This window comes from Sorangium sp. So ce1036, assembly GCF_051369805.1.
Taxonomy (GTDB): Bacteria; Myxococcota_A; Polyangia; order Polyangiales; family Polyangiaceae; genus Sorangium; species Sorangium cellulosum_F.
In genome coordinates, this window is the sequence record NZ_JBBMOX010000001.1 from 4,870,001 (window position 1) to 4,890,877 (window position 20,877).

The 20,877-nt window shown below is 74.0% G+C and carries 12 protein-coding genes and 2 rRNA genes (1 of these 14 running past the window's edge); 7 read left to right on the forward strand and 7 right to left on the reverse strand.

Translation table 11 applies throughout. The features are described from left to right. The 3 genes from WMF31_RS18260 to WMF31_RS18270 form a co-directional block, all read left to right on the forward strand. A 23S ribosomal RNA gene (locus WMF31_RS18260) occupies positions 1–548 on the forward strand (it extends 2,495 nt beyond the left edge of the window). Between the two features lie 132 nt (positions 549–680). Next, a 5S ribosomal RNA gene (gene rrf / locus WMF31_RS18265) occupies positions 681–797 on the forward strand. Positions 798–1,277: 480 nt separating this feature from the next. Continuing rightward, the gene (locus WMF31_RS18270; RefSeq protein WP_436603173.1) at positions 1,278–6,221 is read left to right on the forward strand and encodes a DEAD/DEAH box helicase; all 4,944 of its coding nucleotides are present in this window, start codon (positions 1,278–1,280) and stop codon (positions 6,219–6,221) included. Between the two features lie 59 nt (positions 6,222–6,280). On the opposite strand, the gene WMF31_RS18275 is transcribed toward WMF31_RS18270, so the two are convergent. Further along, positions 6,281–6,592, reverse strand: coding sequence for a KGG domain-containing protein (locus WMF31_RS18275; protein ID WP_436603174.1), 312 nt, complete (start codon positions 6,590–6,592; stop codon positions 6,281–6,283). 516 nt (positions 6,593–7,108) lie between these two features. Here WMF31_RS18275 and WMF31_RS18280 point away from each other — a divergent pair. Then, positions 7,109–8,431 carry a hypothetical protein gene (locus tag WMF31_RS18280; RefSeq protein WP_436603175.1) on the forward strand — a complete coding sequence of 441 codons (1,323 nt, stop codon included), beginning with the start codon at positions 7,109–7,111 and terminating at the stop codon, positions 8,429–8,431. Between the two features lie 81 nt (positions 8,432–8,512). Here WMF31_RS18280 and WMF31_RS18285 read toward each other — a convergent pair whose 3' ends face one another. Continuing rightward, positions 8,513–12,382 carry a serine/threonine-protein kinase gene (locus WMF31_RS18285; RefSeq protein ID WP_436603176.1) on the reverse strand — a complete coding sequence of 1,290 codons (3,870 nt, stop codon included), beginning with the start codon at positions 12,380–12,382 and terminating at the stop codon, positions 8,513–8,515. A 469-nt stretch (positions 12,383–12,851) separates the two neighbouring features. Here WMF31_RS18285 and WMF31_RS18290 point away from each other — a divergent pair, with 469 nt between their 5' ends. After that, the gene (locus tag WMF31_RS18290; RefSeq protein WP_436603177.1) at positions 12,852–13,124 is read left to right on the forward strand and encodes a hypothetical protein; all 273 of its coding nucleotides are present in this window, start codon (positions 12,852–12,854) and stop codon (positions 13,122–13,124) included. A gap of 16 nt (positions 13,125–13,140) precedes the next feature. On the opposite strand, the gene WMF31_RS18295 is transcribed toward WMF31_RS18290, so the two are convergent. Beyond that, a complete protein-coding gene (locus tag WMF31_RS18295) occupies positions 13,141–13,776 on the reverse strand; it encodes a response regulator (RefSeq protein WP_436603178.1) in 636 nt (211 codons plus the stop codon). 231 nt (positions 13,777–14,007) lie between these two features. On the opposite strand from WMF31_RS18295, the gene WMF31_RS18300 reads away from it, so the two are divergent. Next, positions 14,008–14,943: a lysophospholipid acyltransferase family protein gene (locus WMF31_RS18300; RefSeq protein WP_436603179.1), complete on the forward strand. Its 936-nt coding sequence runs from the start codon at positions 14,008–14,010 to the stop codon at positions 14,941–14,943. 159 nt (positions 14,944–15,102) lie between these two features. On the opposite strand, the gene WMF31_RS18305 is transcribed toward WMF31_RS18300, so the two are convergent. The 4 genes from WMF31_RS18305 to WMF31_RS18320 all read right to left on the reverse strand — a co-directional run bounded on the left by WMF31_RS18305 (position 15,103) and on the right by WMF31_RS18320 (position 19,580). Beyond that, positions 15,103–15,840 (reverse strand): ABC transporter ATP-binding protein, encoded by a 738-nt coding sequence (locus WMF31_RS18305; RefSeq protein ID WP_436603180.1) that lies wholly within the window; start codon positions 15,838–15,840, stop codon positions 15,103–15,105. 52 nt (positions 15,841–15,892) lie between these two features. Beyond that, the gene (locus WMF31_RS18310; RefSeq protein ID WP_436603181.1) at positions 15,893–17,488 is read right to left on the reverse strand and encodes a hypothetical protein; all 1,596 of its coding nucleotides are present in this window, start codon (positions 17,486–17,488) and stop codon (positions 15,893–15,895) included. A gap of 258 nt (positions 17,489–17,746) precedes the next feature. After that, a complete protein-coding gene (locus WMF31_RS18315; RefSeq protein ID WP_436603182.1) occupies positions 17,747–18,955 on the reverse strand; it encodes a hypothetical protein in 1,209 nt (402 codons plus the stop codon). Between the two features lie 238 nt (positions 18,956–19,193). Then, a complete protein-coding gene (locus WMF31_RS18320; protein ID WP_436603183.1) occupies positions 19,194–19,580 on the reverse strand; it encodes an energy transducer TonB in 387 nt (128 codons plus the stop codon). Positions 19,581–20,313: 733 nt separating this feature from the next. Here WMF31_RS18320 and WMF31_RS18325 point away from each other — a divergent pair. After that, positions 20,314–20,541: a hypothetical protein gene (locus WMF31_RS18325; protein ID WP_436603184.1), complete on the forward strand. Its 228-nt coding sequence runs from the start codon at positions 20,314–20,316 to the stop codon at positions 20,539–20,541. Positions 20,542–20,877: the final 336 nt, after the last annotated feature.

A 20,877-nucleotide genomic window follows, 5' to 3' on the forward strand; every position in this document is an offset into this window, starting at 1 on the left:
CCGACAGGTCGAACAGGTGCGAAAGCAGGCGTTAGTGATCCGGTGGTTCTGTATGGAAGGGCCATCGCTCATCGGATAAAAGGTACTCTGGGGATAACAGGCTGATCGCGCCTGAGAGTTCATATCGGCGGCGCGGTTTGGCACCTCGATGTCGGCCCATCGCATCCTGGGGCTGGAGCAGGTCCCAAGGGTTCGGCTGTTCGCCGATTAAAGCGGTACGCGAGCTGGGTTTAAAACGTCGTGAGACAGTTTGGTCCCTATCTGCCGTGGGCGTAGGACACTTGAGAGGAGCTGCCCATAGTACGAGAGGACCTGGGTGGACGTACCTCTGGTGCGCCGGTTGTCCTGCCAAGGGCATAGCCGGGTAGCCATGTACGGAACGGATAACCGCTGAAAGCATCTAAGCGGGAAGCCGGCCTCAAGACCAGGTGTCCCGGGCCGCGAGGCCCCTAAAGACCCCTTGTAGACCACGAGGTTGATAGGCCGGGTGTGGAAGCCGAGCAATCGGCGGAGCTAACCGGTACTAATAGGTCGTGCGGCTTGACCATACTTCTAAGGCAAACATCGAAGCGTCGCGCCCGGAGCTCGGGTGACGAGCAGCGTGACACAGCTGGTCCTGCGTTGAGCGAGGAGAGAAGACGGCTCCGCAGGGCTCCGTTCCAGGGACGCACCCACAAGTTTCCGGTGATGATGTCAAGGAGGCCACACCCGATCCCATACCGAACTCGGAAGTTAAGCTCCTTGGAGCCGATGGTACTGCCAGGGTGACCTGGTGGGAGAGTAGGACGTCGCCGGGATTTTCTTCGAACCTGCGCACAGGTGTTCCTGTGCGCAGGTTTTTTTTGTCCATCGCGGTCCGGGCTGCGGGGCGCCCGCGGAAGCGCTCGTCCGGCTGGCGGCGAGGGGGGCGCCGGGAGTCCGAGCTGCCTGGTCGGTCGCTGGCGAGGGGGAGGCGGGGTTCTTCAGTCGCTGGTTCTGCGTCGGTGACTCTGCATCAAGCGTCGCTGGTTCCGCGTTGCCGATTCCGCATCGAGCGTCGCCGGTCCTGCGTAGAGCTGGTTTTTGCATCGATTCGGGTAGGCCCGGGCAGCCTGGCGAGACCGCCCCCCTGGGCCGGGCAGCCTGGCGAGCCGGCGCGCTGATGGAATGGTTGCGCGCGGTGACGCGGTGGGGGATGGCTCTTCCATCCATCCACCCAGGCCCCCGCTCAGACAAGGCGACCCCGCAGAGACGCATGGGCCAGCGCCGCGCTGGCCGGGGCCGCGCGATCGCCGCTCATGGCCAGGAAACGACCCCCCGTCGCCGACCCGCTCGCCCACTTCCACCCCGCCACCCAGGCGTGGTTTCGCGGCGCCTTCGCCGCTCCCACCCCCGCCCAGGCGCAGGGGTTCCCCCCCATCCTCGAGGGCGCCTCCACCCTCCTGCTCGCCCCGACCGGCTCCGGCAAGACGCTCGCCGCCTTCCTCGTCGCCATCGACCGGCTCATGGCCTCGCAAGAGCCCGAGCCCGACCAGCGATGCCGCGTCGTCTACGTCTCGCCGCTCAAGGCCCTCGCCATCGACGTCGAACGCAACCTGCGCACCCCGCTCGCCGGCATCGCCGCCGCCGCAGAGCGCCTCGGCTTGCCCTACCGCGTCCCCCAGGTCGGCGTCCGCTCCGGTGACACAGCCCCCCAGGACCGCGCCCGCCTCGCCCGCAAACCCCCCGACATCCTCATCACCACCCCGGAGTCGCTCTACCTCCTGCTCACCTCCGCCGCGCGCGAGCGGCTGCGCGCCGTCGAGACCGTCATCGTCGACGAGATCCACGCGCTCGTCGCGACCAAGCGCGGCGCCCACCTCGCCCTCACCCTCGAGCGGCTCGAGGCCCTCCGAAACACCACCCGGCCGATGCAGCGCATCGGCCTGTCAGCGACCCAGCGGCCGCTCGACGAGGTCGCGCGCCTCCTCGGCGGCGGCGAGATCGTCGGCGCCGGCGACGGCGCGCGCTTCGCGCCACGGCCGGTGACCCTCGTCGACGCGAGCGCCCAGAAGGCGCTGGAGCTCCGCATCGAGGTGCCCGTCGAGGACATGACCCAGCTCGGCGAGGCCGCGCGCGCCGGCGAGGGGCCGCCGAAGGGGCCCGCCGAGCCGCCCCAGCGCTCCATCTGGCCGAGCATCCACCCGCGCCTCGTCGAGCTCGTCCGCGCCCACCGCACCACGATGATCTTCGTGAACAGCCGGCGCCTCGCCGAGCGCCTCGCCGCCGCGCTCAACGACACCGCCGGCGCCGAGATCGCGCTCGCCCACCACGGGTCCATCGCCCGCGAGCAGCGCCAGCAGATCGAGGAGCGGCTCAAGGCCGGCCTCCTGCCGTGCATCGTCGCCACCTCCTCGCTGGAGCTCGGCCTCGACCTCGGCGCCGTCGACCTCGTGATCCAGCTCGAGGCGCCCCCGTCGGTCGCCGCCGGGCTCCAGCGCGTCGGCCGCGCCGGCCACGAGGTCGGCGGCACGTCGCGCGGCGTCGTCTTCCCCAAGCACCGCGGCGACCTCCTCGCCTGCGCCGCGGCCGCGGCCCGCATGCGCGAGGGCGAGGTCGAGGCGACGCTCTACCCGAGGAACCCCCTCGACGTCCTCGCCCAGCAGATCGTCGCCGCCGTCGCGATGGACACCCTCCACGTCGACGCCCTCTTCGCCCTCGTGCGCCGCGCCGCCCCCTTCGCCGACCTGCCCCGCGCGAGCTTCGAGGGCGTGCTCGACATGCTCTCCGGCCGCTACCCCTCCGACGAGTTCGCCGAGCTCCGCCCCCGCGTCGTCTGGGACCGCGTGGGCGGCGCCGTGCGCGCCAGGAAGGGCGCGAAGCGCCTCGCCGTCGTCAACGCCGGCACCATCCCCGATCGCGGCCTGTACGGCGTCTTCCTCGACACCGGCGGCGACGCCGCGCGCCCCGGCCGCCGCGTCGGCGAGCTCGACGAGGAGATGGTCTTCGAGGCCCGCGAGGGCGAGGTCTTCCTCCTCGGCGCCTCCTCGTGGCGCATCACCGACATCACCCACGACCGCGTCCTCGTCGTCCCCGCGCCCGGCGAGCCGGGCAAGATGCCGTTCTGGCGCGGCGATCAGGCCGGGCGCAACGTCGAGCTCGGCGCCTCCATCGGCGCCCTCGCGCGCCGCCTCGCGGCCCTGCCCGACGCCGAGGCCGGGCGCGCGCTCTCGGACGAGCACGGCCTCGACGCGCGCGCGGCCCAGAACCTCGTCCGCTACGTGCGCGACCAGGCCGCCGCCACCGGCGAGGTCCCGAGCGACCGCACCCTCGTCCTGGAGCGCTTCGTCGACGAGGTCGGCGACCACCGCGTCTGCCTCCTCTCGCCGTTCGGCGGCCGCGTGCACGCCCCGCTGTCGACCTGCATCGCCGAGAAATGCCGGCTCGAGCTCGGCCTCGCCGTCGACACCGTGTGGACCGACGACGGCATCGTGCTGCGCCTCCCCGGGTCCGAGGCGCCCCCCGACGCGAAGCAGCTCCTGCCCCAGGCCGACGAGGTCGAGGACCTGCTCGTCCGCGGCCTCGGCGGCACCGCCCTCTTCGCCTCGCGCTTCCGCGAGTGCGCCGGCCGGGCGCTGCTCCTGCCGCGCAAGTTCCCCGGCAAGCGCTCGCCGCTCTGGGCCCAGCGCAAGCGCGCCGCCGACCTGCTCGCCGTCGCGTCCCGCTACGGCTCCTTCCCCATCCTGCTCGAGACCTACCGGGAGTGCCTGCGCGACGTCTTCGACCTCACCGCGCTCGAGGGCCTCCTCCGCCGGATCGCGGCCCGCGAGGTCCGCGTCGTCACGGTCGACGTCCGCGCGCCGTCCCCGTTCGCCGCCACGCTGCTCTTCGCCTACGCCGGCAACTTCATCTACGAGGGCGACCTCCCGCTCGCCGAGCGCAGGGCGCAGGCGCTCGCCATCGATCACGCCCGCCTGCGCGAGCTGCTCGGCGAGGCCGAGCTGCGCGAGCTGTTCGACGCCGAGGCCGTGGCGGCGCTCGAGGCGTCGCTCCAGCGGCTCGACGGCCGCGCGCCGCTCAAGCACGAGGACCACGCGCACGATCTCCTGCTCTCCCTCGGCGATCTCTCGCGCGACGAGATCGCCCGGCGCGCCGAGGGCCCCGACGTCCCGCCCGGCGCGGCCCGCGAGCGCGCCCGCGCGTGGATCGACGAGCTCGTCCGCGACCGGCGGGCCATCGAGATCCAGATCGCCGGCGAGCGCCGCGTCGCCGCCGTCGAGGACGCGGGCCGGCTCCGCGACGCCCTCGGGATCGCGCCGCCGCCCGACCTGCCGCCCGCGTTCCTCGAGCCCGGCGCGGATCCGCTCGGCGAGCTCGTCGCCCGCTACGCGCGCACGCACGGCCCCTTCCGCGCGGACGACGTGGCCCGGCGCTTCGGCCTCGGCCCGGCGCCGGTCCTCTCCGCGCTCGCGCGGCTCGCGGAGCGCGGCCGCGTGATCGAGGGCGAGTTCCTCCCCGGCGGCCGCGGCCGGGAGTTCTGCGACGCCGAGGTCCTGCGCTCGCTCAAGCGCCGCTCGCTCGCGCGGCTCCGCGCCGAGGTCGAGCCGGTCCCGCCCGAGGCCTACGCCCGCTTCCTCGCCGACTGGCACGGCCTGCACCGCCGCCGGCGGGGCATCGACGGGCTGCTCGCGGTGATCGAGCAGCTCCAGGGCGCGCCCCTCCCGGCCCTCGCGCTGGAAGCCGAGATCCTGCCCGCCCGGGTCGAGGGCTACCGCCCCGGCGACCTCGACGCGCTCTGCGCGGCCGGCGAGGTCCTCTGGCGCGGCATCGAGCCGGTCGGCGACGGCGACGGCCGCGTCGCGCTCTACCTCGCCGAGGCCTACCCCTACCTCGTCCCGCCGCCCGGCCGCGCCGAGGGGCCGCTCGCCGAGCGCATCCGCGCCGCGCTCGCGCGCCGCGGCGCCCTCTTCTTCTCGGATCTCGCGCGCGAGACCGGCGCCTTCGGCGCCGATCTGCTCGCCGCGCTCTGGGACCTCGTGTGGGCCGGCGAGGTGACGAACGACACGCTCGCCCCGCTGCGCGCCCTCGGCCGCGAGGCCCGGTCGAGCGGCGGCCGGCGGCGGGACCGCGACCGTGCCGCGCCGGGCCGCGGCGTGCCCGCCCTGCGGGCGCGCCGGATCGGCCCGCCCGGCAGCGAAGGGCGCTGGTCGCTCCTGGCGCCTCCCGGGGGTGAGGCCGGCGCGCCTGGCGCCGCGGCCGGCGAGCCCGGGGCGGCCGGCGCGCCCGGCGAGACCGAGCGCCGCGCGGCGCTCGCCCGCGCGCTGCTCGCGCGCCACGGCGTGCTCACGCGCGAGGCCGCGGCGGCCGAAGGGCTCGCGGGCGGTTTCTCGGCCGTGTACGACGTGCTCCGCGCCATGGAGGAGGCCGGGCAGGCGCGGCGCGGCTACTTCATCGCCGGGCTGGGCGCCGCGCAGTTCGCGGTGCCCGGCGCCGACGATCGCCTCCGGGCGTGCCGCGAGCCGTCCGACGAGCCGCGCACGCTCGTGCTCGCGGCCACGGACCCGGCGAACCCCTGGGGCTCCGCCCTCCGGTGGCCGGAGCTCGCGCCGCGCGCGGGCGACGACGGCGCCGGGGCGTCGCCGCGCGGCCCGGTCCGCCCGCAGCGCGCCGCGGGGGCCCTGGTGATCCTGCGCGACGGCAGGCTGCTCGCCTGGATGGGCCGCACCGAGCGGAGCCTCATCACGTTCCTGCCCGGGGCCGAGCCCGAGCGGGGCGCGGCGATCCGGGCCATCGCGTCGGCGCTCGCGGCGCTCATCCACGAGGGGCGGCGGCGCGCGGTCCTCGTGGCCACCATCGACGGCGAGCCGGCGCACGCGTCGCCGCTCTCGTCCGCGCTCGCCGCCGCCGGCTTCACCTCGGGAGCGCACGGCTACCTCAAGCGCGCCCCGACGCCCGAGCCGGCCTCGTGGCGGCCGCGATCGGCGCCGGCGAACGCGCCCGGGTGGGCCCTCCGCGCGGCGGCGGCAGGGCACGACGCGAAAGACGACCTCGATGGCTTCACGCCGCCGCCCGGGCTCAGGGCCTGGCCGCCCGGCTCCGTGGCCGGCGGGTGGCGGATGCCCCCCGCCGGCGCCGCAGCCGCCGGCGCGCGCGCGGCCGACGACGGCGCGTCGGGCGAGGACGACCTCGCGCTCGACGACGACCCGCTGTGCGAGGATCCGCTGCTCGAGGAAGGGGCAGGGGTCGACGAGCGGTCGGAGTAGGGCGGTTCTTCGTCATGGGAGGCGGCGCTCGAGGACCTCGAGCGGCGCGCTCCTGTGGCTCAGGTCTCCTGCTGCTGCTCGCCCGCGCTCGCGAGCTGCTCACGGCCGCCCCGCTGGCCGTTGCGACCCCGGCCCAGGCCGAGCCCCTGGCTCCGGGCCACGGCGCCCCTCCGCCCGATCTGGGCCATGTGCTCGCGGTTCTGGCTGACGACCTCACCGCCCTTGCGACCGGCCGCGCGGGCCTCCTCGGACGTGAACTCGTGCGCCGTGCCCTTCTCGTGCGCCGCCTTGCCGCCCTGGCTCGCGATCTGGCGCTGCTGCTCCGCGTTCATCGCCGCGAATCCCCGCTTGCTCTCGCCGCTCTGTCCCATGATCCACTCCTCGGATAGGTTGCCTCGTGAACGTCACCTACGACGTGACCGCCTGCTGCTTCGCCACGTCGCGCCGGCGGAACCGGCGACCCTGGCAAGCGCTGCAACGTGGGTGCCAGACGGAAGAGATCGAAGAAATCCCGGGGAAGAAACGGGAGAGGTCGTCGAGCGCCACCCGGTCGGGGCGAGCGTTTCATCGAGGTTCTGGCTGCGGCAAACTGCCCCACTGTGCGTGCTCACGTGCGAAGCCGCCCCAGGCGTTGAGATGAAGTGCCTCGCCGAGGGGGCACCTCGGCGCGCCGCCTGCGTGTCCTGGAGATGTCATTTTCCAGTGACGCGGCTTCGGCCTCCATGGGCCGTCTGGCTCGGGGGCATCAGCGCGCGCCGGGGCCGACGCATCGCGCCTTGACATCACGGTACCGCTGCCGTCTCGTGGCCGCGCTTCGTCCTTCCGTGCACCTGGAGCCGCCAAGGGACGCTCCCGGGGGGCAGGGGACATCGCAGGAGAATCCCACGATGGCGTTTCCGATCCCGGGAGCTCGGCCCACCGAGCGCCAGCTCTCCTCACCGAACACGAGCCGCTCGCGCGGCCGCCCCTCGCGGTCGGCGCGCGGCGCGGCCCTCACCGCGCTGTCTCTGGCGCTGCTCGCGGGATGCGGCGGGTCCGCCGCCTCGACGGGGGCGCGCGAGCCCGAGCCGGCCCCCGCGCCGGCCTCGCAGGAGCCGTTCGATCTCGAGAAGGCGCTCGCCCGCGAGGCTTCCGGGCTGAGCGCCCGCGACGTCCGCACCGCGGCGTGGTCGGTGCGCGCGCTCGCGGCCGGGGCGCCGAGGGTCGTGGAGAAGGACAAGATGGTCTCGCTCTCCATCCCCATCGGCACGGCGAGCCCCGTCGAGTGCTTCGTTTACAGCTCCATGCTCGACTCGGGCGAGGCGATACGGCAGTTCATCCAGCTCCTCGATCCCGGCAAGGCGGAGATCGCGCGCATCCAGCCGTGGGAGGCCAGCGTGCACCGGGAGAGCCCCGCGATGTTCGTCCAGGCGCTCTACCTGGCCGCGACCGAGCGCGGGAAGGCCGCCGGCCTGCTCAAGATCGCGATGCACGCGGACAGGGCGCACCCCATCGCCTGCGTGCACGACGAGCTCGGTTATGTCCGCACGTTCGAGCGGCTCTCCAAGGAGCTCTTCGACTCCCTCGAGGCGAGGGACGCGCGCCCGAAGCCCGAGTACACCGAGACGTTGATCCTGCGCGTCGGCGAGGTCCCCATCGGCTTCGAGACGAGCGATCTCCTCAAGGACGAGGGCGGCCAGCGGCGGTGGTTCACGCGCGCGACCATGCTCGCGCCGACGGACCCGAAGACCTTGCGTATCGAGGACGAGGCGTCCAACGTGCTCGTCGACGCTGCGGGGCGCCTCCGCGGGGGCGTCTGGATCGAGTCGTCCGAGGGCAAGGCGAACCACCGGATCGAGCTGTCGCAGAAGGCGAACTTCCAGTACGAGTACTCGGGCGAGGTCGAGGGCAAGAAGGTCCAGGGGACGTTCTCCCCCGCGGCCAAGGCGTGGTTGCCCTCGCCGATCGGCACCGCCTCGGCGCTCGCGCGCCTGCTGAAGAAGAAGGGGTCCTTCGACTTCAAGCAGCAGGAGTACGCGCCGTCCATCGACCCGACGAAGCCCGTGGACGTCCGGTATCAACGGGACGCGTCGGGCACTGTCTCGGTCTCTGTTCGCACGATGCGCCTCGTGGGCAGCCTCGCCCCGGACGGCAGGCCGGAATCGTTCGAGGTCGCGTCCGGCCCCCCGAAGCTGACGCTCCAGCGGGCCTACGTCCGGGGCAAGCTGTAGCCCCGCTCTTCATCCATCGTCCTCATCAATCACCCGTCTGGGGTGCTCACCACCGGGAGCCCCCGACGTGCCCCACCACCGTCACGCGGGCTCGCCGGTCCACTGGTCGGCGAGCGCGAGCGTCCGGGCGTTCTCCTCGCGGGCCAGGAAGCGCTCGCGCCAGGCCGGCGCGCCGACCCGCTCGGCGCGCGCGAGCAGCCGCTCGCGCGCCGCCACGATCGCGGCCGTCGCCTCGGCCTGCTTGCCGTTCGCGGCGAGCGACTCGGCGTAGGCGAGGCGCACGCGGGACTCGCCCTCCTCGACGGTGCCCAGCGAGAGGAGCAGCGACATCGCCTCCTCCGCCGCCGCGAGCGCCTCGCCGGCGCGCCCGAGGCCGAGCAGCGCCTGGGCCCCCACCGCGAGCGCCGCGGCGCGGAGCGGCGGCACCACGTCCAGCGCCGCCGCCGCCGCGCGCGCGTCGCGCTCGGCCGCGTCGAGCTCGCCGGAGAGGAGGGCGGCCTCGGCGAGGTACGTCCGCGACGTGCCCGCGGCGCGCGGGTCGCCCTGCCGCTCCTCTGCCTCGATCGCCCTCCGCAGGGCCCGCTTCGCCTCCGCGAGCTGGCCGCGGTACGCGAGCACGTGGCCGAGGTTGGCGAGGGCGAGCATCGCCGGATCGTGCAGCCCCATGCGCTCCGCCTCGGCCATGGACGTGCGCAGCGCCTCCTCGGCGCGATCGAACGCGCCGAGCTCCGCGTAGAAGGAGCCGAGGTTGTTGCGCGCGACGCACGCGTTGCGGCGATCGCCGGCGCGCTCGAACGCGGCGAGCGACGCCTCCGTGCACTCGAGGCAATCGCCGAGGCTGCCGGAGGCCAGGAGGCCCACCGATCGCGCGTAGTACAGCCTGCCCATCAGCTCGGGGTCCGGCGCGCTCTGCTGGCTCACCCCGCGGCTGAGCTCCTCGATCAGCGCGTTGGCCGCGGCGTAGTTGCCGCCGAAGGCGACGAAGCCCGCGCACTCCGCCAGGCAGGCCAGCCGGGCGCTCTCCGCGCCCTCGTCGGGCGGCTCCGCGGTCGCCCTGCTCGCCCAGCGCTCGACGCGGTCGTAGTACCCCTGCTTGCCCGCCGCGACCGCGGACTGCTGGACCGCGCGGAACCACGGCGCGGACCCGGGGTGGAGCTGCTCCGCCGCCTCGACGCCGCGCTGCTCGCCCTGCGCGAACTCGCCGCGCCAGACGTGGGCCTCGGCCTGCACGAGCCGCAGCGCGCCGAGCAGCTCCCCGGCGGCGCCGCACCGGACGCCGCGCTCGGCGAGATCGAGGGTGGCGACCAGGTCGTTGCCGCGCAGCGCCTGCTCCGCCGCGCGCTCGTAGAAGACCACGGCCCGCCCCGGGTCCCCGCCGCGCTCGAAGTGCTCCGCGAGCAGCGCCGCGTCGGCCTCGCCCGCGCGCTCCAGCCACTCGCCCGCGAGCCAGTGCCCGAGCTCCCGGTCGCGCTCGGTGAGCATCCCGTACGCCGCCTCCCGGATGAGCGCGTGCCGGAAGCTGTACTCGACCTCGCCGGCGAGGCTCTCCCCCCTGCCGCCCACGATCAGCTCGCGCTGCTCCAGCATCTCGAGCGGGCGCGCGGCGTCCGCGCCGCCCATCAGCGCCGCGACGCCGCCCCGCCAGAACGTCTCGCCGAAGATGCTCGCCGCCCGCAGGGCGCGCCGCATCTCGAGATCCAGCGCCTCGAGGCGCGCCTGCACCATCACGAGCACCGTCTCCGGCACCCCCGCGCCCTTGCCCTCGGCCACGGCGCGGATCTGCTCCTCCAGGTAGAACGCGTTGCCGTCCGCGCGCTCCACGAGCGCCTGCACGAGCGTGTCGCTCGCGTCCTGCCCGAGCGCCTGCCGCACCAGCCGCTCGCTCGCCCGGCGCGGCAGCGTCGCGAGGCGCACCTCCAGCGCGCCGTGGCTCGTCCACAGATCCCGGAACGTCTCGCGCACCTCCGGCCGCCCGAGCGCGAGCACGAGCAGCGGCAGCTCCCTCAGGTTGCGCAGCGCCCCGTCCACGAGCGTCACCGTGGGCAGGTCGCCCCACTGCAGGTCCTCGAGCACCAGCACCACCGGCCCGCGCGCGCACTCGGCCCGGAGGAAGTCCTCCCAGGCCACGCGGAGCTGATCGTTCATGAGCACCGGGTTGCGCCGCGCCGCCCGGAGCCGCACGTCGTCGTCGTCGGGGAACCGCGCGCCGACCATCTCGCCGAGGAAGGCGGCGACGCGCGCGCCGTCCTTGACCCCGCGCTGCTCGATCCGCGCCCGGATCTTCTGCCGCCGCGCCGCGAGCGGCTCGTCGTCGAACAGGCCGATCGCGCGCCGCAGCGCCTGCGCGAGCAGCCCGAAGGCGGAGCCGGCGCGCATCGGGTCGCCCCGCCCGATCCACACCTGCGCCCCGTCGCCGCGCGCGCGCAGCCGCTGGATCAGCTCGTAGCGCAGCCGCGATTTGCCCGACCCGGCCGGCCCGACGACGATCGCCGCGCTGGCGAGCGACTCCTCGACGCACTGGACGAACGCGGTCTCGAGGAGCGCGATCTCGCGCTCGCGGCCCACGCACGCCGTCGGCTTGCCGAGCAGGAGCGGCGGCGCGTCGAGGTCGTCCCGCTCCCCGCGCAGGCAGTGCGCCGCGCCGGCGGGCGCGACGTCGAACCGGCCGCCGAGCAGGCCCGCCGTCACCGAGTCGAGCAGGATCGGGGCCGCCCCGGCGGCGCCGCGATCCGCGGCGAGCAGGAGGACCGCGCGGTCGATCAGCTCGCCGACGGGCGCCCGCGGCGAGAGCTCCGCGCGCCCGGAGACGAGCGCCACCGGCGCCCGGCCGAGCACCGCCCGGAGGGAGAGCGCGCAGCGCGCCGCGCGCGCGGCGAGATCGGTCGGGGCGCCCGCGCTCGAGAGCACGACGACGGGCGACTGGTCGGCGAGGATCTCGAGCTGCCCCTGGTAGCGCTCCGCCACCGCGCGCAGCGCCCGCGCCCGCCGCTCGAGCTCCGGGGCCCGGGCCGCCGGGGCCCCCTGGGTGACGGCGTCGCGCGCGAGGACCAGGCTCACGACCTTCCGCTCGCTGCTCGTGATCTCGCGCGACCGCGCGCTCATCGAGGACGCGCTGGGCCACTCGAGCAGGCGCTCGCTCAGCGCGGCGAGCTCGGCCGCCACCGCGTCGCCGTCGCGCGGGCGGCGGTCCGGCAGCTTCGCGAGCATCCTGGCGATCAGCGCGTCGACCGCGGCCGGGAGCTCCGGGCGGAGCTCCCGGATCCGCGGCGGCTCCTCCAGGACGATCTTGAGCGCCACGGAGAGCGGATCGAGGCCGAGGAACGGCGCGCGCCCGGTGAGGCACTTGAAGAGCACGCAGCCGAGGGAGAAGACGTCCGCCCGGGCGTCGACGTCCGGCTCGCCGCGCGCCTGCTCCGGCGCCATGTAGCCCGGGGTCCCGAGCATCGCGCCGGTCGCGGTGAGCCGCTGCTCGACGCCGGACACGCGCGCGATCCCGAAATCGATCAGGGTGACGCGCTCGGCGGCGCCGCCCGCGAGGAAGATGTTGCTCGGCTTCAGGTCGCGGTGGACGATGCCCTCCCGGTGGACGACGCCGAGCGCGGCCGCGATGCGCGCGCCGAGCGCGAGGCTCTCGGCGATCGTGAGCTCGGCCCGGGAGAGGCGCTGCGAGAGCGTCTCGCCCGAGAGCCACTCCATGGCCAGGTACATCTCCTGCGCGCCCGTGACGCCGTCGGCGATGTACCGCACGATCCCCGGGGACTGCAGCGCGGCGAGCGCCCTGACCTCGCGCAGGAAGCGGCTCGACTCCATCTCTCCGGAGCGCCGCAGGATCTTGATCGCGACCGTGTCGCCGCTCCACCGATCGCGCGCCCGGTACACATCGCCCATGCCGCCCGAGCCCGCGAGGCGCTCGATCTCGAACCTGTCGCCGACGATCGTTCCTGCGCGCATGGGGGCGCTCCAGCATAGCGCGGCTCGCGCTCCGCCCGGCGACGGCATCGGGCCCGATCGCGCGCCGACGCCGGCCGCCGGTGAGCGCCAGCACCGCAGGCGGAGAGATCAGGACGCATCGAGAGCCTGACCACACGACGCGTCACGGGAGCTCCGCGCCGTCTCGAGCGGAAGGCGCCCTCGACGCGTCCCGCGAGATCGCGTATCCGCGCGACGCGTGGATTCACTGGATGACGCGCCGTCCGGGGAGCCTCCCCTGCTCGATCGGAGTCTTTCCAGCCGCGCGCGCTCCCGCGCGGCGGCGCGGACCGCGGGGGGCCAGGTATTCCACCGAGGCACGCAGGTAGGTATCGGGCGCAGGATGAGCCGCTTACGGGGTGCCCGTGGCCCGATGGGTGATTGACCTCCCGGCACAAGAAATCGTCACCGAAAAGTGGGCACTCCCTGTGGAGATTCCTAGGGTGCTCTCATGGACAAGAAAATCCTGGCCGCGACTCTCCTGCAGGCGCTCGCCCTCGCCCAGATCGAGGGGCGCACGGAGACACTCGACACGCTGGTCGAACGGCTGCGCGTCCGCCGCAGGGATGTCCGCAGCACGCTGACCGTGCTCCATCATCAGGGGATGCTGGACGTGCTCCGCATGCGACTCACGCTCTCGGGGTTCGCCATCGGCTCGGCGCTGATCGGGAAGACCCTGCCTGCGCTCCGGGTCGCTCCGCGGGCGGCCACCGCCGCGGCGTGAGGTCCGCGGCGAGGCGCTAGGCCTCGACCAGGCCGGATCGCACCGCCAGCCGGGTCAGGTCGGCCACGCTGTGCGTCGCCACCTTCGCGCAGAGGCGCGCCCGGTGCGTCTCGACGGTCTTGACGCTGATCGACAGCAGCGCGGCGACCTCCTTGGCCGAGCGCCCCATCGCGAGGAACCGGAGCACCTGCCGCTCCCGCTCGCTCAGCGTGGCCACCATGTCGCCTCCTGCCGCGTCGCGCCGCTGGAGCGCGCGCACCATCGCCGCGCTCACGTCCGGCGAGACCGCCGTGCGCCCGCGGACCACGGTGCGCAGCGCCTCCATGACGTCGGCGAGCCGGCTCTGCTTGGACAGGTAGCCGTCCGCGCCTGCCCGCATCGCCTCCGCCACCCGGAACTCGTCCCGGTGCATCGAGAGCACGACCACGCGGATCTCGGCGATGGCCTTGAGCTCCCGGATGAGCTCCGTGCCGCTCCGGTCGGCGAGGCAGAGCTCGATCACCGCCACCTGACAGCGGTGGAGCTCCTGCGCGCGGAGCGCCTCTCGCGCGCTCCCGGCCTGGACGACCGCGGCCACCCCTGGCTGGGACGCGAGCGCATGCGCCAGCGCCTCCCGTACGACGTGCTGGTCATCGACGAGCAGGATATTCATGTCAAACGCCCCCTTGCGAGTTGCCTTGTAACAGAAGGCTTTGCGCCCGATGAACCTGTTTTCTCGGTCGGGATCTGCCTGGCGCCACGCGCTGTTCCTGTGCGGCCGGACTGGGCTCCTCGCGAGAGCGCCTCGGACGAGCGGCCGATTGGGCGGGGCGACGGGGCGAGTGAGACAGCGCAGCTCGAAGCCCCTCCCTCGGGCGTTTCGTTTGCGCTAGATCGGCGGCGCATGCCTCGCCTGCGCGGCGCTCTCCTCTCCCGCCTCCGCCCCGACTCGGCCTTCTGGCGCCGCGCCCTCACCGCGGGCGTCACGCGCGGGCCGGAGCCGTGGGTGCGCCACAGCCCGCCGGTCTTCGGCGTGCTCTTCGCGGCCGCGCTCCCCGAGGTGCGCCGGCGCGTCGAGCAGACCCTCCGCCGCGTCCGCGGGCCGCGGTCGCGCGTCGTCGACCTGCTCGACGCCGCCGAGGTCTTCGCCACCTACGGGCGCTGCATCACCGAGGCGCTCCTGCTCGCGAGCGACCGCGGCTACACGGTGGTCAGCCGGACCCGGGGCGTCGAGCATTACCACGCGGCCGCGGCGGCCGGGCGCGGGGTCCTCATCGTCACGGCGCACACCGGGGGCTGGGACATCGCCGGCCAGGTGCTCGGCGTGGTGCACCCGGCCGGCGTCGTGCTGGCGATGCAGCGGGAGCGGGATCCCGAGGCGCGCGCCATCCAGGACGCGGCGCGGCGGCGGGCGGGCGTCCAGGTGGTGCACATCGGCGACGGGCCGCTCGACGGGCTGCCGTTGCTCTATCACCTGCGGCGCGGCGGCGTGGTCGCCATGCAGATCGATCGCGTCCCGCCCGGGATGCGCAGCCGCGAGGTCACCTTCCTGGGCGGGCGCTGGCGCGCGCCCGAGGGGCCGCTCGCGCTCGCGGCGCTGAGCGGCGCGCCGATCCTGCCGGTGTTCACGCGCCGGCTGGGCTTCCTCGAGTATGAGGCCGTCGTGGCGCCGCCGATCCGGCTCTCGCGCCGCCCGACCGAGGCGGAGCGGGACCGGGCGGCCGCGGAGATGATGGGCGCGATGGAGCGCTTCGTCCGGGCCCATCCGACGCAGTGGTTCCACTTCACCGGCGAGGGCCCCGTCGACGAGCCCGCCGCGCGCCGGGGGGCTGCGCCGTAGGTTCTAAGAGCGCCTCTCAAAACCTCCCGTCGCCAGGCGGCCGAGGGCGGGCGCATCGCGTCGTTGCTCCTCGTCGCCCTACTTCAGTAGGGCTCCTCGTCGCGCCTAGCGCTGCACCCACCCTCGGCCGCCTGGCTCGGTCCGGTTTTGTTCGGCGCTCTAAAGTGGTCCCTCGGTCAGCCCGTGGACGAACTGCCGCACGCGCGGGTCGTCGCTCGCCTTGGCCTCCTCCGTCGTGCCGTCGAAGATGAGCCGGCCGCGGAAGAGCATCCCGACCCGGTCGGTAACCGTGAGCAGCCGATCGAGATCGCTCGAGACCATCACCACGGTCGCGTTCATCGCCCGCTGCTCGGCGCGGAGCAGCTCGAAGATGCGCTGCGACGTCACCGGATCCAGCCCGGCGGCGGGCTCGTCGTACAGGACGATCTCGCCGCGCGTGATCGTGGCGCGCGCCACGCCGACGCGCTTCTTCTGGCCGCCGGACAGCCCCGCCGGCGTCCGGTCCTCGAAGCCCGCGAGCGACACCACGCGCAGCCGCTCCGCGACCCGCTCCTGGATCTCCTCCTCGCTCAGGTCGTAGAGCCGCCGCAGCGGGAACGCGATGTTCTCGCCCACGGTCATGTAGTCGAACAGCGCGTTGTTCTGGAACAGCATCCCGAACTTGAGGCGGAACGCCTGGAGCTCGATCTCGCTGAGCGCGTGCACGTCCTTCCCGTCGACGAGCACGCGCCCGCGATCCGGCCGCAGCAGGCCGGTGATCATCTTGAGGAGCACGCTCTTGCCCGCGGCGCCCGGCCCGATCAGCCCGTACAGGCAGCCGGCGGGCACCTCCAGGTCGACGCCCCGGAGGACGGGCATGGCGCCGAAGCTCTTCGTCAGCTGCTCGATACGGATCATCGGGGGCGGGGGCACGGGCACGGTCGTCGGGGAGGGGACGCGCCCGCCCGCCTCAGTTGGCGGAGAAGGTCGTGCGGGCGACGTCGAGGCGCGGGTGCGACGGGAACGACATACCGCGGATCTGCCTCGACACGCACGAGGCGACGCCCGGGTTCGACGGGCGCGTCGTGACGGTGACCCCCACGGCGCGGCCGTTCTGCACGGCGGCGCACACGCTCACCTCCATGCTCGACGGCACGTTGCACGCGTTCAGGTAGGTGCCGCGGTTCAGCACGTTGCCGTAGGCGCCGGCCGTGAGATCGGGCGGGCCGTTGTTGCCGAGCTTGTACTCCTCGACGTAGCGCGACTGCGCCGCCTCGCAGCTCAGGCCGCCGCCGAGGGTCGGGTAGCTGCCGCCGCCGCTCGGCCGCGCCCGGCCGGCGCGCGCCGCCTTGGCGCCGCCGAGGCCGGCGTCGACCTCGATCGCCACGCGGTCGGTCGCGTCCCGCACCGCGAGCTCCTGCTCCTTGTGGGCGCGCTCGCGGTACCACCAGCCCGCGCCCGCGGCGAGGATGACGCCCATCAGCGCCATGCCGATGAGCGCCTTGTACTGCGCGCCCTGCTTCTCGGCCGACACCACGGCGTCGAGGGCGCGCTTCTCCTGCACGATGTCCCGGTTCAGCTTCGCCTGCTCGGCGAACTGGGCGAACTCCTCGTACTCCTGGATGGCGCGCTCCCCCCCGGAGATCGCGTCGCGCAGCACGTGATCGCCCGTGAAGGAGCCGGACGCGATCTGCTGGAGCAGCTCCACGGCCGAGAACGGCCCGTGGTCCATGCCGTCCTTGATGACGACGTACCGCGGGCGCGGGTCGGACTCGAGCGCGGCCTTGAGGTCGGCGAGCTTGCGGGTCGGGTCGTTGCCGCGCAGGCCCGCCGGCTGGCTGACCGGGATGGCGACCGCGAACGGCCCGTCCCCGGAGACCGCCTGGATCCTCGGCATGGACGGCGCGGACGGGACGCGCGGCTCCTGCGCAGGCCCGGTCGGCGGCGCCGTGGAGAGGGCGACATCGACCTCGACGTCGCCGTCGCCGTGCGATGCGTCGGCGCCGGGCGGCCGCACCGACGCGCTCGCGGCGAGCTGGTGGAGCGCCTGCGCGAGGGCGGCGAGGTCGGCCGGGCGGTGGCTCGGATCGGCCACGAGCGAGTTGCCGAGCACGGTCTCCAGGGCGGGCGGCAGGTCCGGGACCACCTCGGCAGGCCGCCGCATCCCCGGGCCGACGCTGCCGCCCGTGAGCATCTCGTACAGGATGGCGCCGACCGCGAAGACGCTCGCGCGCGCGTCGCCCCCGCCGCCCTTGCGCGCCTCGGGCGCGAGGCAGGCGAGGTCGCGCGGCAGGACGGGCGCGGTGTGGGCGAGCTCCTCGATGACCTGGACGGCGCTGTCCGCGCCGTAGCCGAGGCACGATGGGTGCACGAACAGGGGCCGCCCCTGCGCGTGCAGCTGGTGGAGCTGCGTGCAGAGCGGCACCGCGAGGCCGACGGCCTCGCGGACGTCGAAGCGGCGTCCGGTTGCGCGACGCGATTCCATCTCGGCGCGGAGCGTCCCGGCGGGGATGGAGGTGCCGACCGGCGAGGGGGAGAGGGGAGCAGGCTGGACCTGAGCAGGCATCGGGCAGCAACACTACGACAACACGGCCGGTCCACTCAACGCCGGGACGCGACGCTTTGTGGTGAACGTGCTGCGAAGCTCGGGCGCCCGCGTGGGTCGAGCAGCGCCAGCGTGCGTTGATGGCGTCAGCGTGCGTGGAGGGTGTCAGTGCACGTGCAGGATGTCAGTGTGCATGGAGGATATCAGTGCACGTGGAGGATATCAGTGCACGTGGAGGATATCCGTGTGCGTGAAGGATGTCGGCGCGCGGGGAGGGGGTCAGCGCGCGACGGCGGGCTCGGCGGTTCCCGCGACCTGCGCGGGGACGGCCAGGGCGTGCCCCGCGAAGAAGCGGAGCAGGTCGGGCTCTCGCGACTTGGGCCAGCGCAGGTGGTTCAGGGTGCCCTTCTTTGCGGAGCAGCGGTTCCGGAGCGCGCAGTGGGGCTCGTCGCGGTTGGCGGCATCCAGGCGCAGGAACGAGGTCTGGGCGGAGAGGGCGTCGCGCGCGCGCAGCCACCGCTCGACCGACGCGCACGGGAACAGGTCGTCGCAGGCGCGGTAGACGACCATCGCGGGCGGGGGAGGGCCCGGGCACGCCCAGGTGGCGGTCGGGGCGTCGCTGCCGTAGGTGGCGAACGCGGCGACGCGGTCGGCGCGCAGCATCGCGTAGGTCGCCGCCATGTGGCCGCCGTAGGAGGCGCCGAGCGCGTAGACGCGCCGCCGATCGACGAGCTTCCGCTGGATCAGCTGGTCGACGAAGGTGTCGACGGTCGCGACATCGACGTTGTCCTCGCCGGTGAACTCGGTGTCGAACGGCGCGCTCGGCGTGTAGGGCGTCGCGCCGCGCTCGCGCTCGGCCTGGCTCGGGGCCTTGAAGGCGCGGCCCTGGGGGGCGAGGAGGATGAAGCCCGCGTGCGCGGGGTCGCCGGTGAGGTTCCACGTGGCGCCGAGCTTGCGGAGGCCCGTCTTCTTGTCGACGCTGGTCGGGCTGTCGCCCTCGGCATGGAAGAAGATGATGAGCGGCAGCGGGGCGCGCGTCTCGACGCCGCTCGGCGCGATCACGCAGGCGTAGCGGGGCGAGCCCTCGGCGTCGCGCGCCTCGAGCACCTGGGCGCGGCGGCAGGGCGGCCTGCCGAGCGTCTTGCGGAGCTCTCGACGGGGGCGCCCCTGCTCGGCGACGCAGCTCCCTTCGCTGGGCGGCCTCACCTCGGGCGGCTTCGGCGGCTGCGCGGCCGGGGCGCTGGTCCCGCCGGGGCCGGCGTCTCGCCGGGCCGCCGAGGGCCGCGCCGAGGCGGCGCCGGCTCCCGCGTCCCGCTCGAACACGCCGAGCAGGTCGCCGCCGTCGACCCCGGACGACGGCGTGGAGCACGCCGCGCCGAGCCAGGCGCCGGCGAGCGCCGCGGCGAGGAGGGCGCTGCCGTGGCGCAGCCGGAAGGGGTGGAGCGTCGAGGTTCGTCGCGCGCGGATTCCGGGTCGAGCTCGAGCCATGGGCGCACTCTAGTGCCGCATGCCGGGGATCCCGCCGAATTTCTGGCCTGTCGGGCGGGGCGGGGCGCGGGGCGAGGCGCGCGGGCGGGGGGCTGGCTTCTGGCGGTGGACGATGGCCGAGCCGCTCGTTGCTCGTGATGGCGAGCGCACGCACCGGCGGGCCTCCGGCGACGCTGAGACCTGCGCACGTCAGCGGATCGAGTGGGGCCGCGGGCTCGTGTCCGGTCGATCATGGTCCTCACCGCCGATAATGGACGGAGATCGGGGGCGTCCATGCGGCAACGGGTGCTCCGGAGCGATCCCTCGCTGGCACATAGCGTTTGATCATGGCGCACTGGGCCGCGGCTTCCCCGAGACCGTTCCCCGGATCCTTCAGGACCTGCGCCGCGCGAGCGGTTCCGTCGGCGTCCACGTACACGCGGAGGACGACGGTGCGTCCATCGATGCGGCCCATGTCCGTCTGCTCGGGGAAAGCACAGGTCCAGCTACTTCCAGCCTGGCGATGCACGCGTCGTGCGCCCGGTTGCGAGGCCGCGGGCATCGCGGATGTCGTGGCGTCGCACGCGGTCGCGGTCATCGCGGACAGCATCAGAAGCGTGGCGATCAACCCCCTGAGTCGTCCCATGGGCGACCAGTATCATCGAGGCATGCGCGAAGCGAGCGTTGGCCATCGCATATTCTCTTCTGGCGCCCGACGCGATCTGCGGAACCAGATCGCCTGGCGCTCATTCCCTGGGATGCCGGACTGGTCGGTCTTCTTTCTTATTGGCCAGTTCCCGCTGGGCTTCAATTCGATCGGTGCGCTGGCGTGGTCCGCGCGCGAGCGGGGGCCGATGCATGGACATCGCGGGCCGCTCGACGTTGGTGTTCCTCGACAGGTACGCCGATCGAGCCAGAAGACATTCACAATCCCGTCGGGGCCGGGCCAGCCGGCGTTGAACCGTCTTGTTGTGAGGCCGAGTGAACTGGCATTTTTAATCGGACCCGAACGGCTCTGGGTCGCGGCAGGCCACTGGCGCTGCGCTGGCGGTCGACTGCGCTTGCGGTGAGACATCTTACGTCGTGAGGCCACCGGGAGGCGCTCCGGGTCAGTTGACTTGCCCCGACCGCTGCCAGGTGGTATTGTGTGATTTGTCTCACATCGTGAGGCCACCGGGAGGCGCTCCGGGTCAGTTGACCTGCTCCGAGGCGCCGCCTGGGGGCGCTCCGGGCCAGTTGGTTTGTCCTGCGACGGCCGCCGCCGGGGTCGGCCCGGTGCCTGCGCGCCAACTCTGTGCTCACCGCAACGGTATCGCTCCGGACGCACCCGGCCTGGTTGCGGGCGCGCGCTTCGTGGCTAGGCTGGTGCGCGCCATCCCATGACGCCCTTCGACATCATCCTCGGCGCCGCGATCGCGGCGCTCCTCGCCTTCCAGACCTACGTCACCGTGCGGGTCTTCCGCAGCCGCCTCTACGAGCCCAAGCAGAAGGTCTGGCAGGCGCAGCTCATCTGGCTCCTCCCGATCGTCGGCGCCGGGCTGGTCTTCTCGATCCTCCAGGAGGAGGACCGGGCGCAGCGCGACGCCTCCTCGCACCTCCGGAGCTGAGCCCCTCCCGCGCCGAGGTCGAGGCGGATCGCCTCGGCGGCCACCCCCGAAGCCGAGCCCCTCCCGCGCCGAGGTCGAGGCGGATCGCCTCGGCGGCCAGGCGCCCGCGACCACGGGATCGCGAGCGCCCGGTCACGGACGCCGGCCGCGAGCGCCAGGCCACGGACGCAGGGCCGCGCAGCGCGTCGGCTCGGACGGGCCGCCCGATGGCCGCTCGGATCCAGTACGGATGGCCTCGCTCCTTATCTCGGTCCTCCGCGCTCATCTGGCCACCTCGTCACCCCGGTCCGCGCCGGCGCGACACGGGCCCGATCGAACAGGAAATTCGGTTTCGCG

Bases quoted from the DNA above. Each gene is read 5' to 3' on its own strand.
- WMF31_RS18270 (WP_436603173.1), top strand. From the start codon at position 1,278: ATGGCCAGGAAACGACCCCCCGTCGCCGACCCGCTCGCCCACTTCCAC.
- WMF31_RS18275 (WP_436603174.1), bottom strand. From the start codon at position 6,592: ATGGGACAGAGCGGCGAGAGCAAGCGGGGATTCGCGGCGATGAACGCG.
- WMF31_RS18280 (WP_436603175.1), top strand. From the start codon at position 7,109: ATGGCGTTTCCGATCCCGGGAGCTCGGCCCACCGAGCGCCAGCTCTCC.
- WMF31_RS18285 (WP_436603176.1), bottom strand. From the start codon at position 12,382: ATGCGCGCAGGAACGATCGTCGGCGACAGGTTCGAGATCGAGCGCCTC.
- WMF31_RS18290 (WP_436603177.1), top strand. From the start codon at position 12,852: ATGGACAAGAAAATCCTGGCCGCGACTCTCCTGCAGGCGCTCGCCCTC.
- WMF31_RS18295 (WP_436603178.1), bottom strand. From the start codon at position 13,776: ATGAATATCCTGCTCGTCGATGACCAGCACGTCGTACGGGAGGCGCTG.
- WMF31_RS18300 (WP_436603179.1), top strand. From the start codon at position 14,008: ATGCCTCGCCTGCGCGGCGCTCTCCTCTCCCGCCTCCGCCCCGACTCG.
- WMF31_RS18305 (WP_436603180.1), bottom strand. From the start codon at position 15,840: ATGATCCGTATCGAGCAGCTGACGAAGAGCTTCGGCGCCATGCCCGTC.
- WMF31_RS18310 (WP_436603181.1), bottom strand. From the start codon at position 17,488: ATGCCTGCTCAGGTCCAGCCTGCTCCCCTCTCCCCCTCGCCGGTCGGC.
- WMF31_RS18315 (WP_436603182.1), bottom strand. From the start codon at position 18,955: ATGGCTCGAGCTCGACCCGGAATCCGCGCGCGACGAACCTCGACGCTC.
- WMF31_RS18320 (WP_436603183.1), bottom strand. From the start codon at position 19,580: ATGGGACGACTCAGGGGGTTGATCGCCACGCTTCTGATGCTGTCCGCG.
- WMF31_RS18325 (WP_436603184.1), top strand. From the start codon at position 20,314: ATGACGCCCTTCGACATCATCCTCGGCGCCGCGATCGCGGCGCTCCTC.